Here is a 14,029-nt window from a genome sequence, read left to right as displayed (position 1 = left end):
TCAGCCCCTCCCGTATTTCTGCATCGCTCTGGCCAGCTCCGGGTGCCGCACAGCGTATTCATGCAATGGAATGCCCCGCACAGCGGCCTCCCAGCCCTGTTTCATGCTTGCAAAGCCTGTCGCCGGACCATCCGGATGTGCCAGCATGCCGCCGCCGGCCAAGTGCATGACATCGACGGTCTTCGTAGCTTCGTACGTCGCCGGCGCTGTACCCGCCCATTGGGCCGATGATACGACCGGCATCGTGCCGTACCCGCCGAAGAGCGGCGCCGTGCAAGCTTGAATCGAGCGGACGACGGATTCGTCGGTTTCATAAAACTTGCTGTTCAGCCCGTTGACATGCAGCTGATCGGCGCCCGCCAAACGGCACAGCTTCTGGTACGCTGTGAATTCGATGCCCAGCTGCGGGCAGCGGGTCAGCATCCCCCACTGGTTGCGGTGGCCGTGAATCGGCACCTCGCTGTACCGGTTCAAGGCGGCGAGTCCCGGCAGCCCGATGCTCAGGATGCTGACCATCACACAGGTGCCGCCCGCTTGCACGACCAGATCGTGATTGCGGCGCAGCTCATCATAATCTCCCGTGATATTGAAAGCGTACATCAGCTTGCGCCCGGTTGTCTCCGCAGCGCGATGCACCGCATTCATGACGGCCGCTACCTTTTGCTCGAGCGGCGCATAAGGCGGATTGGCGTTCAGCTCGTCGTCCTTGATGAAATCGAGGCCTGACAGTGCCAGCTTGTATACAAGGTCAGCCAGCTCATCCGTTGCCAGGCCGATACTCGGCTTCACGATCGTTCCCAAGATCGGCCGGTCATACACGTTCGTCAGCTTTCGCGTTCCCTCGATACCGAATTTCGGACCGGGATATTTGGCCGCGAATGCCTCCGGCAGCTCCAGATCCAGCAGACGGAGCCCGGACAGCTCTTGCAGCTCATATAAGTTTCCAGCTACGGCAGACAGAAGATTCGGTATGGAAGGACCGAAATTATGCAGCGGAAACGATAGGGTGACACGGCCCCGGCGGTACTGTCCGTCGTGCCCTACAGGCGTTTTCGCGCCGGGCAATGAAGGACGATCCGTCTCGTCGAGGGGCTCGATACGTTCTACTCTGGCGCCATGCGCAGCCTTAAGCGCGTCGGTCTCCCCCGGAACGGCGGTAAAGGTGCCGGTTGACTGTTCCCCGGCAATCACAGCCGCCGCATGCTCCAGGGAATAGGCCGTTTCCACGTAATAGACGGCGGTGACTCGGTCCAGACTCATAGCTTAACTCCTCCGGCCGCGTCCAACTGCTCAAGCACCGCTTTCACTTGCTCTACTCCAAGCCGTGGAGAAGAGAGTACCGGCTTGCCCGTAGCGTCGGCCAGCGTCTTCTCCATCCGGGCCATCGAGCCTTGAGCCAATACGATGGCGTCGGCTTCGCCGGCTGTCCGTTTGGCCGTCTCCAGCAGGATCCGGTCATGCTCATCCGGCCGGCCGGACACCAGAGCGTCGAACGCTCCCTCGGCCAATCCGTTCACAAGCTGCACCTGCCGGCCGCACGCATCCGCATGCTTGCGGATCAGCCGCATGGTCGGCTCCAGAGTTGACGGAAGCGTTGCCAGCACGGCAATCCGCTCATACCGGTTTACCGCTTGCTCAGCCATCGCTTCATCGATCTTCACAATCGGCACGCTGATGAGACTCTGCGCTGCATCCGCTACTTCTCCCACAGAGGAGCAAGTGTTCAGAATAACGTCCGCACCGATCTCCTCCCCATGATGATAATACTGCACCAGTCTGCGCGAGACGGCGGGAGGGACGTGCCCCGCCCGAACCACGTCACCTATCAAGCTATCATCGATGATATTCACCAGACGGCAGTCCGGCAGCAGCTCCTGGAACACCGCTTTCAACGGTTCGGCCAAGCCCTGGCCGGTATATACGGCAACGACCGTTTTCATAAGCTCATTCTCCCTTCGTTACCACACGAACTGTTACCACACGAACTCTTTGTCCAGCCTCCGGTAGCCGCCTTCACGCATCGGAGCGGTATCGTATACCTTTCGTCCGCTGTATAGCGGCTTCTTCTTCCCCTGAGGCGTGATACCGACCACATCGTCGCCACGCCATTCTGTCTCGAACGTCTGTCCTACGGCGTTCTCGATCGTCTTGCGGAAGCTGAGCGGGAATGTGACGGTAATTTTCTCACCGGCATAAGCCGTGCCAAGCAGCAGAAACTGCTTATTCACCCAGCGGCTCGACTCCCTTCCGCTGCCTTCTATCACTTCCTGGTTCCGTTCCCGGACGAATTTGATCTTCGTATACCCTGCCCACTCCGGAATCCGGATTTGCAGGCGCTGCACATCCGTATGTACATCAAGCACCACTTTGCCTTCATGCGGCAAATAGCTGCTGACGTCCAGCCATTTGGAGCCGCGATTGAGCAGGAAGTTCACGCTGACCGTGCCGTCTTTCTCCGTAATCGTGTTGCTCCAGCCCATGAAAAGACCGCGGGTACCCGAGCCGAGACAGCAAATCTGCAAATCGCTCGTATGGCCGCGCCCTTCGTTCACGTCACAGACGAAATCGTTCGGTGCCGAATATCCGGCGAAGGAGCCTCGTGTACGCTCAGCCACCTTGTAATACGTCTTATGGCACGGAGTATCGTTCGACTTATCGTCCGTCTGCTCCACCCAGCTCAGATCGAGCAGCTGGGATTCCGCCAGATGGTTGCGCAGGAAACGTTCGACGATCCCCCAATACTCGACGTAGCCGCTTTTAGCCAGTGTAATGCCGGTCGCGATCAGGTCAACCAGAGAGCACGTCTCGTGCTCGTACGCCTGCTCGTGGAGGTCGCCGGGCGTCCAGCCGAACGCCGTACATTTAGTCAGCGCCCAATCGTAGCTTTTCTTGACCCAGGCAATCATCGCTGCGTTGCCCGTAAATACCCCGAAACGTGCGATCGCGTCGAGCGTTCCGATGCGGGTATGGAAATGGCCGCTCCGGTAAGCCAGCGAATCGTTAAAGCTGCCGTCCTTGTTAAATACGCCGCTGCGCTCCATGATGAGTGCGGTAAAAAACTCGCACAGCTCATATGCATCCTGGCTGCCGGTCAGCTCATGGTATTTCAGCAGCGGCATGACTAACCGCCCGCAGAATGCAGCCGGATCGGGAGCCAGCCTCAGCTGAATCCCGTTAGCAGAAGGCCATCCGGTCTCTTTGTATTCCGAAGCCGGGTAATACCAGACATCCCGCTCCTTCACCGCGATGCGCTTCAACGCAGCCACATGCCGATCCGCCGCCTCCTTCACCTTCACATCGCGAGTTTCCATGTACCAGGTCGTCAGCGATAAAATAACGGCCCGCTGGTCGATCAGATTCGCATTGGGCTCCCAATTTTGCGTCGGGTTGATTTGGCGGTAGCTCATTCCGTCTTCCTTGAAAAAGGAAAGCAGATTGGCGCGGTACCGTTCCTCCACATCCTCTCCGAACGTCTCTCCGGACATATGGCGGGCAAGAATCAGACCGTCGATCATCCGTCCGTGGGATGAGCCGTAATCCCAATCGCCATGCGTCATAAAAGCCGGCTTGTGCATCAGATCGGCGGCGAAGAATGGAATATATTGATGGTCGCGGTCTGCCATTCCTATCATCGCATTAATCGCATGTGCCGCCCGTTCTTCAAGCATCAGCGTATCGGGAATGAATCGTGTTGCCATTGGATCTCCTCCTATGAACCGGCGCTGACGATCTGGACAGATTCATGCCGATCGTCAGCACCCTTTTCATTTGTTTAATGAACTTACAAACTCATATTGTCCCGAGCCGACAACGTACCTGTGCTTGCCCTGCTCTTCGCCAAGCTTCTCCGCACCTTCCGGCACTTGAACGGGTTGACCCGGCAAATGTACGGCAGCCGTAGTATTAACCGGAACGGTGATGCTGAGGGCAAAGCGGCCGTTATCGACACGCCAAGACGAACCTATTGTGCCGTAGCTGCTTTCATATTGCGCTTTAACATACGTTAGCTTGCCTCCCGGACAAGGCTTGATAACCAAATGCTTAAAGCCCGGCTGCTCGGGATCGGCATCGATTCCCGCCATATACCGGTACATCCATTCGCCTACCGATCCGAGAGAATAATGGTTGAAAGAGTTCATGCCGGGATTTTGGAAGCCCGAATGATCGGTCCATCCGTCCCAGCGTTCCCATATGGTAGTCGCTCCGTGCTTGACCGAATACAGCCAAGATGGAAACGTATCTTTGTGAAGCAAGTCGTAGGCCAGCTCTTCCAAGCCGTTTTCCGTCAAGGCCGGAAGCAGGTAGCCTACGCCGAGAAAGCCTGTCGACAAATGACCTCCGTTGCTTTGGATCAGCTGCTCCAGCCTGCGAATCGCCGACGATTTTTGATCATCGGGCAGCAATCCGAAATAGAGAGCCAGCACATAGACCGTCTGGGTATCCCCTTTAATGATTCCGTTCTCGTCCATAAACTCGCGCACAAAAGCTTCGCGTATCCTCCCGTACAGCTCCGAGTAGCTGCGGGCGTCCTCCTCGCATCCGAGCACACTGGCAATTCGGGAGAACAATAGCGTGCTGTAAGCAAAGTAAGCTGTCGCCAAAACATCGTTAGGCGTATCGGCGTTAATCGATAGCCAGTCGCCGTAATTGGCGTAATCGGGTCTGACCAGACGGCTGCTGTTGGCTTTCAAATAGTCGACCCAGCGCTTCATGGCATCGTAGTTTTCTTCCAATATCGACCGGTCTTCATACATCAGATACAGCGTCCATGGAATAATTACGCCTGCATCCCCCCAGCCCGAGTTGTCGGGAGCAAACCATTGGACATGCTCCTGCTTCCACTCGAACCATCCGGCATCGGGAGCGACATCCGGGAAAGCGCCCGCTTCCGTCTGGGCATCCGTCATATCCGCCATAAACTTGGTAAAGAATCGGGACACATCCATATTATAGGAAGCCGTACGAATGAAAATTTGTGCGTCTCCGGTCCAGCCGAGCCGTTCATCCCTTTGCGGGCAATCGGTAGGCACGCTGAGATAATTTCCTCGCTGCCCCCAGCGAATATTGCTGATCAATTGATTAATCATCGGATCCGACGTTTCGATCGAGCCGGAATGAGGGGTATCGGAATGAACAACCTGCCCGGTTACGCTTTCCAGGGTTGGCTCCTCAGTCAGCCCTTCAACCTCTACGTAACGGAAGCCGTGAAAAGTAAAATGAGGCTCCAGCGTTTCCAATCCGTTCCCTTTTAAAATGTACGTATCTTTTTGCTCGGCTTTACGCAAATTGACCGTATACAGGTTGTCGTCGTCCTCAAGCATTTCCGCATGGCGAACGGTAATACGGGTTCCGGCCGGACCGCTGGTCTGCAGCTTGACCCACCCCACCATATTTTGACCCAGATCGAAAAGATAGCTGCCGCGTTCGGAGCGCCATACTTTCACCGGCTTGAGCGATTCGGTGATGCGGACGGGAGGATCGATCTGCGATACCAGCTTCCCGCCGTAACGCGGAAGCTGCTCTGCATGCTGCCAACGGTGAGCAGACTCGTCAAAGCCCGGCTCGTTCCAGCCCGGCCACTCCAATCCAGCGTCGTACCATTCACCCATCAGCATGTCGGAATACTGGATGGGGCCGGAATTCATCGTCCAGCTCCGATCGGAGCTGATGAGATCTTTGGTCCCATCCTCGTATTCCAACTGCAGCTGCGATAACAATGCAGGACTAATTCCATATCGGTGTCTGCCCATCATGCCGACATGCCCGGAGTACCATCCCGTTCCCAGAACAGCCCCCAACGCGTTGCCCCCAGCTTGAACCAGTCCAGTCACATCATAGGTCTGGTATTGAGTCCGTATGGCATAATCCGTCCAACCCGGAGCGAAATAGTGGTCGCCGACTCGAGACCCATTCAGATACATCTCGTAGACGCCAAGCGCGGTGCTATACAAGACCGCTCTCTTGATCGGACGATCAATCGCAAATTCCTTGCGCAGGTAGAGTCCCGGAGGAAGCTCGAGAGCCGGGTCCACGGTTTTGCCGATCCATTCTCCCTTCCACTCGTCTTGGCCCAGTAATCCCATCGAAAAGCTGGCGACAGGACTCCAATCGGAAGGAACACCGTCTCGGTCCCACACTTGTACTTTCCAGCAATACGCTGCGGCTGACTGCAAAGGAGCGCCGGCATAACGGATTTGCACCGAACGATCGGATGTTATTTTTCCGCTATCCCAAAGATCGCCTGTGTCCTGCTGCAGCCCCTCTACTGCCGAAGCGACCATGATCCGATAGGCGGACTGCCGCTCGGAGCGCCGATTAGAATCCAATACCCAGCTGAAACGCGGCTGCCGCGTCTCCAAGCCTAAGGGCTGCTCCATTGAGTCAACCCGCAGGCGGCTAATTACGATACTCATGTTTCACCTTCCTTGTCTTCTATACGCGAGTTAACCGCAGGGCGGTATACGATTTGCCGGTCAACGGGATTTGGCATGGTCCGCTGTAGGTTCCCGGCAATCGCTCCCTATGCATTTCCCATGTGTCTATAAGCTCGACATAATACTCTCTGTCTGCCGGCAGGTCCAGCTCCCAGTAAGCCGGACGGCTGATTCCGAAATACAGCCAATAGCAGTCTCTCGCAGACCCGGTGTTCCACAAATCAGCTTGATGTTCTTCCATTAATTCTCGCAGGAAGGCAATTCGTGCCGGACTTTCTCCTGCAAGCTTGCCACCGCTCGATATCCAGGAGCTGTCACCGACAAACGCTTCGCCATGGGCGGCATAGCCGCCTCGAACCATGCATTCCCAGAAACGGCGAACGAGCTCCTCACCGGAAATATTTCCCCACCTTCTGGGCGCGTTGCCCTCATAGCAGCATTCATCTACAACGACAGGCTTGGGACATGTCTCCAACCAGTTGGATGTTAAGCTTGTTTCCCAGTGCTGAATACTTTGGTGTGTCACCCAAGGCTTGGTGTAATCGTACATCGACGTTCTGCTGTAATCGTACATTTTGGTTCCGTTATGGATCGAACGTAAATGGCCGTACGGATCGTGATGCTGCACGAATTGAAGCAACCGGTCCCAATCTGCCGTAGTTTTGTGAACATTAAAATCAAATTCGTTGGCAAGCGACCACCATACATTTCGATACGACGCCATCCGGGCAATCACATATCTCAAATACAACTCTTCTGTTTCCGGGTCCAGCTTTTGAAATCCCCACACGTTCTGATCATAAGGATGAAATAATATAATGTCCGCTTCGATTCCGAGTCTCTGCAAATCTTCAACCCGCCGCTCAAAATGGGCAAAAAAGTCCGGATTAAAGCGCTGTGTATCCACTCCGGACGACAAGTTCCCTGCAAAAGCAAGCGATGGAGGATCCATGGTTCCGGTAGGTAAAATAATCATTCGGACCTTATTGAAGGACGAATCGGACAGATCGGCTAATGTCGACTGCTCTCGTTCTTCGTTCCCATGGTGCACCCAATGATACAACGTGGTTCCAAAAGGTAAATACGGCGTACCGTCCTCATAGACAAACCGGTATTTGTCTTTCACATGCACAGGACCGTGGTTCCCGGCGGAAGCCGCCGTTACTTGGATCTCTCCGTGAATGCCGTCCAACTCGGCAAAATTGCTATGTGTCGTATAGGACCACGTTCCTTCGGTATCAGGCATAAACCGCAGCTTATACGTAGTTCCGCCGTCATAGAAGCCGTCCACAGCGATGACCCGGTTGCGCAGCCTGAATTCCGCCCGCAACGAAACGTCCACGAATGGATTTTCCGTCTCGGGTCCTTGAAACACGGCTTCAAACCGGCCCCACCGTTCTACACTATCCATTGCGCTCATCGGACTGCCCCTCCCTTCCGGCTTTGCTGGTGTTCGATTTGTTGGATAAAGTTTTCGTCGGCTTCCGCATTTTGAATCAGCTGATCTATGTTTTGGTCCGGATTTGCAGCGATGGCTTCCATCCCGGCATCGGACATGTCCGTTCTGCGAATACGCAATGCGTGATACAAACGAGACGGCAGAGGTACGGCGAATTCTGCCCCGAAGGTTTCAGGCATGGGGGTTATCGTCATATTCCATACATCGATAACATCCGCCGTATAGGTGCCTTCCGGCAGACGAAACCGTTTGGACGGGAATCGGTGTATCCCGTAGTATTGAAGATAATACACGCCGTCGCGTCCTATCGCAGCCGCATCATACAATTCCGGCATCGTGCGCAGACCGGCTGGCGCCTCCTCCAAGATTTCCCGTAAAAAAGCGATTCGGGCCGCTGCCTCACCTGACAAAGCTCCTCCGTGGGTCAGCCAGGCCTCGCCCTCGCTTCCGCTGCGGATGTACATCTCGCCATGTCCGGCATAGCCCTTCCTGCATACGCTGGCCCAAATCCGGTTGACTAATTCTTCGGCGGGCAAGCTTCCTTCGAGACTCGGCCAATCCCCTTCACTTCCGCAATGATCGATAATGACAGGCTTCCGGTGCAGCGCACTTATCCGGGACAGCTGACTTGGGTCAAAGTACTGCAAGCTGACATGAGTGATAGAGCTGTCTCCGAAATCAGCAATCGGATTCGAGCTGCAGATAGTGGACAGATGGCCGTATGTGTCCAGTTCTCGAATGAACTTCAAGTATTGTTTGGCCGTCGATGAAATCTCATCGTTAGGGCTGTCATCAGCCGTTGCCAATGACCACCACACATTGCGAAACGCGGAGAAACGAGAGATAGCTTGGTGTAGCAATGCCTGCGAGTCTCCCCCGCTGCCGCTGCAATCCAGCAAGATTTCGGCTTCAATTCCTCTCTGCAGCAGCTTCGCAATCATTTCCTCCAGCAATTCCAGCTCGTCGATTCCCGAGCCGGCGTCTATACGGAAGCGCGCCTTATTGAATGGGGACTGAGCCAGCGTCTCCAATGTCTGATCGGCGTACTCCCGCCGATAACCGTACCAGCATGACGTTCCAAACGGATAAAAAGGAGTACCGTCAGCGTAGGCAAAATGTTCTTCGTCTGCAGCACGAACAGGCCCATGATTACCCAGTCCGGGCGCTGTGCAATACAGCCGTCCGCTGTAAACGTTTTCTTTCTCCTTGTTTAAGCGGCTTATTTGCAGCGAGTAGCTCCATTCGCCTTCCTCGTCGGGCATGAATCGCATACGTGCTTTTCCGTCGTTGTCGTGGAAAGGAAATGCTTCTATAACCCGATTGCCCTTGCAGAATACGGCTTTTACTTGGTCCACCGGACTTGTTTCTGTTAAAGCCCCCAATTCGTCTGGCAGGCTAAGCTCGAATCTATTCCAGCATTCGACCTGAATGAGCTCCTTCATTACTATTCACCTTCTTTATCCTTTAATGCCCGAGGTTGAAATTCCCTCGACAAAATATTTTTGACAACTGAAGAAAATAATCAAGCTGGGAATAAGCGACAGCACGGACATTGCAAAGAGCACTCCCCAGGAGGAATCCCCTGACGAATCCATAAACAGCCTCAAGCCTAGCGGAATCGTATACAAGCTCGCCGTATTGATGTAAAGCAGCTGACTGAAGAAATCGTCCCATGTCCAAATAAAAGTAAATATCGCCGTTGTTATCAGGGCCGGCAGCGCCAGCGGCATCACGATTTTCCAATAAATTTGCGCTTTGCTGCAGCCGTCAATGGTCGCAGATTCGTCCAGCTCCTTGGGCAGCCCCCTAATAAATTGTACCATCAGGAAGATGAAAAAAGCATCGGTTGCGAGCCACTTGGGAACGGTTAACGGATAATACGTATCGATCCAGTTCAGCTGCTTGAACAAAATGTATTGAGGAATAATCGTCACATGATGCGGCAGCATGATTGTAACCAGCATAACAGCAAACCAAAGCTTCTTCCAGGAAAATTCCAGCCTGCCGAATGCATAGGCGGCCATCGAGCATGACAACAAGTTCCCGGCGACACATAATGCAGCTATGATAAAGGAATTGGTGAAAAAGGTAGAGAAGCTTACGCGGGCAATTCCCGCCCAGCCCTTAATATAATTGTCGAACGTCACTTCCTTGGGCCATAAGCTCAAATCGGTAAATATTAAATGGGCCGGCTTCATCGAGCTCGATAGGAGCCATAAGATCGGGTACAGCATGAATACTCCGAGGCCGAGGATCACTGCATGGATCAGCAGCTTGTTCATTTCACGATACTGAGCCATTTATTTCCCCCCGTCCCCATAATGCACCCAATACTTGGATGAAAAAAAGATGATTGCCGTAAATATACCGATAATCACGAGCAGTACCCACGCCATGGCAGAAGCATAGCCCATTTCATAGAAGCTGAACCCCTTCATATACAAGTACAAGGTGTAAAACAAGGTCGAATCCATCGGTCCGCCGGTGCCCCCGCTGATGATAAAGGACTGTGTGAATGCCTGAAAGGCGCTGATGAGCTGAATGACCAGATTGAAGAAAATAACCGGTGTTAGCAGCGGAAGAGTAATATATACAAACTGCTTCCATTTGCTGGCTCCGTCTACCTGTGAAGCTTCGTAAAAGTCCTGCGGAATTTGCTTCAGTCCGGCCAGGAAAATGATCATCGAGGAACCGAACTGCCATACGGATAAGGCGACAATGGAATAGAGAGCATATTTCGGGTTCGCAATCCAATCCGGTGCTTCAATGCCGAAGCTGAGCAAAAATTGGTTGACCACCCCTGAGCCGCCGAAAATTTTGCGCCATAATACGGCAATCGCTACGCTGCCGCCAAGCAGTGTCGGAAGGTAATAGAGTGTCCGATAAAAACCAAGCCCCCGTAATCCCTTGTTCATTAAGGCTGCAACTAGTAAAGCGAACGCCAGCTTTAACGGAACGGATGCGAATACATAAATTACAGTAACCTTCAAGGAAGTATAGAATCTGGGATCCGCGGTAAACATCGTTCTGTAATTGTCAAAGCCGATAAATTCGGGTGGCGAGATGACATCAAATTTCGTTAACGAATAATAGAAGGAATTAATCATGGGTCCTACGGTTAAAGCAAACAAACCAATGAACCAGGGGAGTAAAAACAAGTAAGCGACAGCATTCTTCTTCCATAAGTTTACGAAATATTTGCCGACGGATTGTGATTTAAGGGGTTTCACGGCTGATACCTGGTTCATATTCCCACTCCTTAAGATGCCTTATTTATTAACGGCCCTTTCGGCTGCACCGAGAAGCTCTTGCGCTCCATCCGCAATATTTTGCTTACCAAAAGCTATCTTTTGGCTTATGTTCACTTGGGACGTATCGAATTCCTTGGCATTCGGCATTTCACGGTCGAGAACTCGGGAATTTTGGGCTGCAAGATCGATATAATCGTATACTTTTTTATCGATTGGGCTTGCTTTCGCTTTCAATGCTTCACGTACCTTGGAAGAACCCGGTACCCCGCGCTCGCTGCCAAGGATCATGGTAGCCTCCGGATCGTTAACCATGAAGCTGATGAACATAGCCGCTTCCTTAGGATTTTTGGTCGATGAGTTAACCGACAAAAACTGGCTCGGCTGCAGCCACAAGCCCTGTGCCGCTCCCTGCCCTCCAGTCGGCGGAAGCGTGATGCTGACTTCGTCCTTCATTGCTTTTTGGTAAGCGTTAAGCTGGTTCGACCAAATCAAGTGAAGCGCCGTTTTGCCTTCCACAAAGGAGGAATTATCCGGATTTTCCGTATAAGCCGTCGTCACTTCCGCAGGCGGAATACTTGCGGCTTTACGGTAGTTATCCCAGGTGGTGAACCACTTTACGATCTCCTCCTTGCCTAATCCTACTTTGCCGTCCGCATACAATGTCTTGTTGCTTTGACGCGCCATATAGTTCAAGAACAACATCTGTCTGGATTCGTCTACGGAGCCGTAGAATCCTTTACCCAGCGCTTTCGTCAAGTCCGCAGCGTACTTCCCGTACTCTTCCCAGGTCCACTTGCCTGTCGGGGGCTGAAGTCCGGCTTTCTTCACAAGCTCCGTATTATAAGCGATGCCAAAAGCGTTCGATCCAAGGCTAATTCCATACAGCTTGCCGTCCAGCATACCCGAATCTACGGTAGCCTGATCAAAGTCGGCAACATTAATTTCTTTGCCTAGATACGGTTTAAGATCCAGCAGCGTGTTGCGCTTTACATATTCGGGATAGTTATTGCCGAGCTGAATCAAATCCGGAGCATTGCCTCCGGCAATTTGTGTATTTAATTTGTCCCAATATCCGTCGCTGCCCAAATATTCACCGTTAATTTTAATATTCGGATGTTGTTTTTCGAACAGCTCGATAACCTTGAGGGTCGCATCATGACGAATCTGCGATCCCCACCAGGTCATCCGCAGCTCTACTTTTTTGTCGGAAGAAGATGCTGCAGTACCGCCGGCTTCGGGCGATGCCGATCGGCCTCCCGGCGTGCAGGAGGAAAGAAGCGATGCTATTGTGACGATCGAAACAAGCGCTGTCATTTTTCTCATCTTCATTTCGATAACCCCTCGTTCTGTTATTTTGTTATAGGTTATTCCATCTTTCCGCTGTCCCGCTGCTCAAGACCGATGCGACTGCACGCTTCCATCCGTTGTAGTTTCGTTCTCGCTCCGCTTCTTCCATATGCGGCTCATATCGGCGGTAAGCTTGCTGGCGGTTCGCGATATCATCTGTCGATGACCAGAAACCAATGCCGAGTCCTCCCATATAAACCGACCCGAGTGCGGACAGCTCGGCTACCTCCGATTTGACGACCTGGATATTGAGCATATCCGCCTGAAATTGCATCAAGGTCTCATTATCGGACGCGCCGCCGTCGGCCCGCAGCTCAGCTAGTGGTGTCCCTGTCACGGACTCCATCAGCCTCACTGCATCGCGCACTTGGTATACGATGGATTCCAAAGCCGCACGAATGATGTGGGCTTTGCCGCTCCCCCGGTTCATGCCCGTTATGGACGCTCTGGCATAGGGATCCCAATAGGGTGCTCCGAGGCCGACAAAGGCGGGAACCAAGTAAACGCCTCCATTGTCAGGCGCGTTAAGGAGCACACGCTCCATCTCCTCGAAGGTGGAGAATAATCCGAGCTGATCGCGCACCCACTTGATGCTGTCGCCGGAAGTCCGGATGACCGCCTCGATCGCATAGGTCACTTGACCGCCCATCCCCCAGGCGATGGCTGCAACTAGCCCATTTTCGGCATCCGGCGCCTTCTCCCCTACGTTCATCAGCACGGAGGTTCCCGTGCCGTAGGTCGCTTTGGCCATTCCGGCCGTGAAGCAATGGTTGCCGAACATCGCTGCCTGGGAATCGCCGATGATGCCTGTAACTGGAATGCGTTGGCCGAACACGCCTGCTTCCTCTGTATATCCGAACACCTCGTCGGAGCCCTTCACTTCGGGCAGCAGCTCCAACGGCACGCCGAACATCGAGCACAGCTCTTCGTCCCACGCCAAGGTGTGGATGTTGAAGAGAGACGTTCGGCTTGCATTCGTATAGTCGGTAGCGTGAACCTTGCCGCCCGTCAAATTCCAGAGCAGCCAGCTGTCGATCGTTCCGGCGAGCAGCTTGCCTTCCTCCAGCTTGGTCCGCGCCCCTTCCGCGTTATCCAGCATCCATTCCCATTTGGCGGCCGAGAAATAAGGATCGAGCAGCAGCCCGCTTTTGGCCCGTACCGTCTCTTCGTGTCCTTCAGCCTTCAGCGCTGCGCACCTGTCCGCCGTCCGCTGGCATTGCCACACGATAGCCGGATAAACCGGCAGACCTGTTGTCCGATCCCAGAGGACGGCCGTTTCCCGCTGGTTGGTGATCGTCAGGGCAGCGAGCTGCCCGGGCTCGATCCCGGCGGACTCCAGCACGCTTATCGCTGTCTCCTCAACATTGTAGTAAATTTCCAGCGGATCGTGCTCCACCCATCCATCGCGCGGATAGTACTGCTTATGCTCCAGCATGCTGCGGGCGACGACACTTCCGTTCCGATCGACAAGCAGCGCTTTCGTACCGGATGTGCTTTGATCGATGGCCAATATATAATCCTTCGTCATATGAGCAGCT

General features: G+C 53.7%; 10 protein-coding genes. All 10 read right to left on the bottom strand.

Annotation, left to right across the window (positions count from 1 at the left end):
* The 10 genes from ACFQ88_RS17530 to glpK all read right to left on the bottom strand — a co-directional run bounded on the left by ACFQ88_RS17530 (nucleotide 1) and on the right by glpK (nucleotide 14,019).
* Nucleotides 1-1,260 carry a ribulose-bisphosphate carboxylase large subunit family protein gene (locus tag ACFQ88_RS17530; protein ID WP_379454981.1) on the bottom strand — a complete coding sequence of 420 codons (1,260 nt, stop codon included), beginning with the start codon at nucleotides 1,258-1,260 and terminating at the stop codon, nucleotides 1-3.
* Nucleotides 1,257-1,940, bottom strand: a complete 684-nt coding sequence (locus tag ACFQ88_RS17525; protein WP_379454980.1) for an aspartate/glutamate racemase family protein — start codon at nucleotides 1,938-1,940, stop codon at nucleotides 1,257-1,259. Before ACFQ88_RS17525 ends, ACFQ88_RS17530 begins: the two co-directional genes overlap by 4 nt.
* A 33-nt stretch (nucleotides 1,941-1,973) precedes the next feature.
* A complete protein-coding gene (locus ACFQ88_RS17520) occupies nucleotides 1,974-3,698 on the bottom strand; it encodes a hypothetical protein (protein WP_379454979.1) in 1,725 nt (574 codons plus the stop codon).
* A gap of 66 nt (nucleotides 3,699-3,764) precedes the next feature.
* A complete protein-coding gene (locus ACFQ88_RS17515) occupies nucleotides 3,765-6,413 on the bottom strand; it encodes a family 78 glycoside hydrolase catalytic domain (RefSeq protein ID WP_379454978.1) in 2,649 nt (882 codons plus the stop codon).
* A 19-nt stretch (nucleotides 6,414-6,432) separates the two neighbouring features.
* Complete coding sequence (locus ACFQ88_RS17510) at nucleotides 6,433-7,854, bottom strand: DUF5060 domain-containing protein (RefSeq protein ID WP_379454977.1); 1,422 nt, start codon at nucleotides 7,852-7,854, stop codon at nucleotides 6,433-6,435.
* Complete coding sequence (locus ACFQ88_RS17505) at nucleotides 7,851-9,335, bottom strand: DUF5605 domain-containing protein (protein WP_379454976.1); 1,485 nt, start codon at nucleotides 9,333-9,335, stop codon at nucleotides 7,851-7,853. The genes ACFQ88_RS17510 and ACFQ88_RS17505 overlap by 4 nt, the downstream gene beginning before the upstream one ends.
* A 15-nt stretch (nucleotides 9,336-9,350) precedes the next feature.
* Entirely contained in the window at nucleotides 9,351-10,193 is an 843-nt protein-coding gene (locus ACFQ88_RS17500; RefSeq protein ID WP_239626065.1) for a carbohydrate ABC transporter permease, read from the bottom strand.
* Complete coding sequence (locus ACFQ88_RS17495; protein WP_239626067.1) at nucleotides 10,194-11,141, bottom strand: carbohydrate ABC transporter permease; 948 nt, start codon at nucleotides 11,139-11,141, stop codon at nucleotides 10,194-10,196.
* 21 nt (nucleotides 11,142-11,162) lie between these two features.
* Nucleotides 11,163-12,473, bottom strand: coding sequence for an ABC transporter substrate-binding protein (locus tag ACFQ88_RS17490; protein ID WP_379454975.1), 1,311 nt, complete (start codon nucleotides 12,471-12,473; stop codon nucleotides 11,163-11,165).
* A 28-nt stretch (nucleotides 12,474-12,501) separates the two neighbouring features.
* The gene (glpK, locus tag ACFQ88_RS17485; protein ID WP_379454974.1) at nucleotides 12,502-14,019 is read right to left on the bottom strand and encodes a glycerol kinase GlpK; all 1,518 of its coding nucleotides are present in this window, start codon (nucleotides 14,017-14,019) and stop codon (nucleotides 12,502-12,504) included.
* Between the last annotated feature and the right edge of the window lie 10 nt (nucleotides 14,020-14,029).

The organism is Paenibacillus sp. NPDC056579 (genome assembly GCF_042793215.1).
Taxonomy (GTDB): Bacteria; Bacillota; Bacilli; order Paenibacillales; family NBRC-103111; genus Paenibacillus_S.
This window is presented reverse-complemented; position numbering and strand designations above follow the sequence as displayed.

Coding starts and splice junctions, on each gene's coding strand:
- ACFQ88_RS17530 (WP_379454981.1), bottom strand. CDS start 1,260: ATGAGTCTGGACCGAGTCACCGCCGTCTATTACGTGGAAACGGCCTAT.
- ACFQ88_RS17525 (WP_379454980.1), bottom strand. CDS start 1,940: ATGAAAACGGTCGTTGCCGTATATACCGGCCAGGGCTTGGCCGAACCG.
- ACFQ88_RS17520 (WP_379454979.1), bottom strand. CDS start 3,698: ATGGCAACACGATTCATTCCCGATACGCTGATGCTTGAAGAACGGGCG.
- ACFQ88_RS17515 (WP_379454978.1), bottom strand. CDS start 6,413: ATGAGTATCGTAATTAGCCGCCTGCGGGTTGACTCAATGGAGCAGCCC.
- ACFQ88_RS17510 (WP_379454977.1), bottom strand. CDS start 7,854: ATGAGCGCAATGGATAGTGTAGAACGGTGGGGCCGGTTTGAAGCCGTG.
- ACFQ88_RS17505 (WP_379454976.1), bottom strand. CDS start 9,335: ATGAAGGAGCTCATTCAGGTCGAATGCTGGAATAGATTCGAGCTTAGC.
- ACFQ88_RS17500 (WP_239626065.1), bottom strand. CDS start 10,193: ATGGCTCAGTATCGTGAAATGAACAAGCTGCTGATCCATGCAGTGATC.
- ACFQ88_RS17495 (WP_239626067.1), bottom strand. CDS start 11,141: ATGAACCAGGTATCAGCCGTGAAACCCCTTAAATCACAATCCGTCGGC.
- ACFQ88_RS17490 (WP_379454975.1), bottom strand. CDS start 12,473: ATGAAGATGAGAAAAATGACAGCGCTTGTTTCGATCGTCACAATAGCA.
- glpK (WP_379454974.1), bottom strand. CDS start 14,019: ATGACGAAGGATTATATATTGGCCATCGATCAAAGCACATCCGGTACG.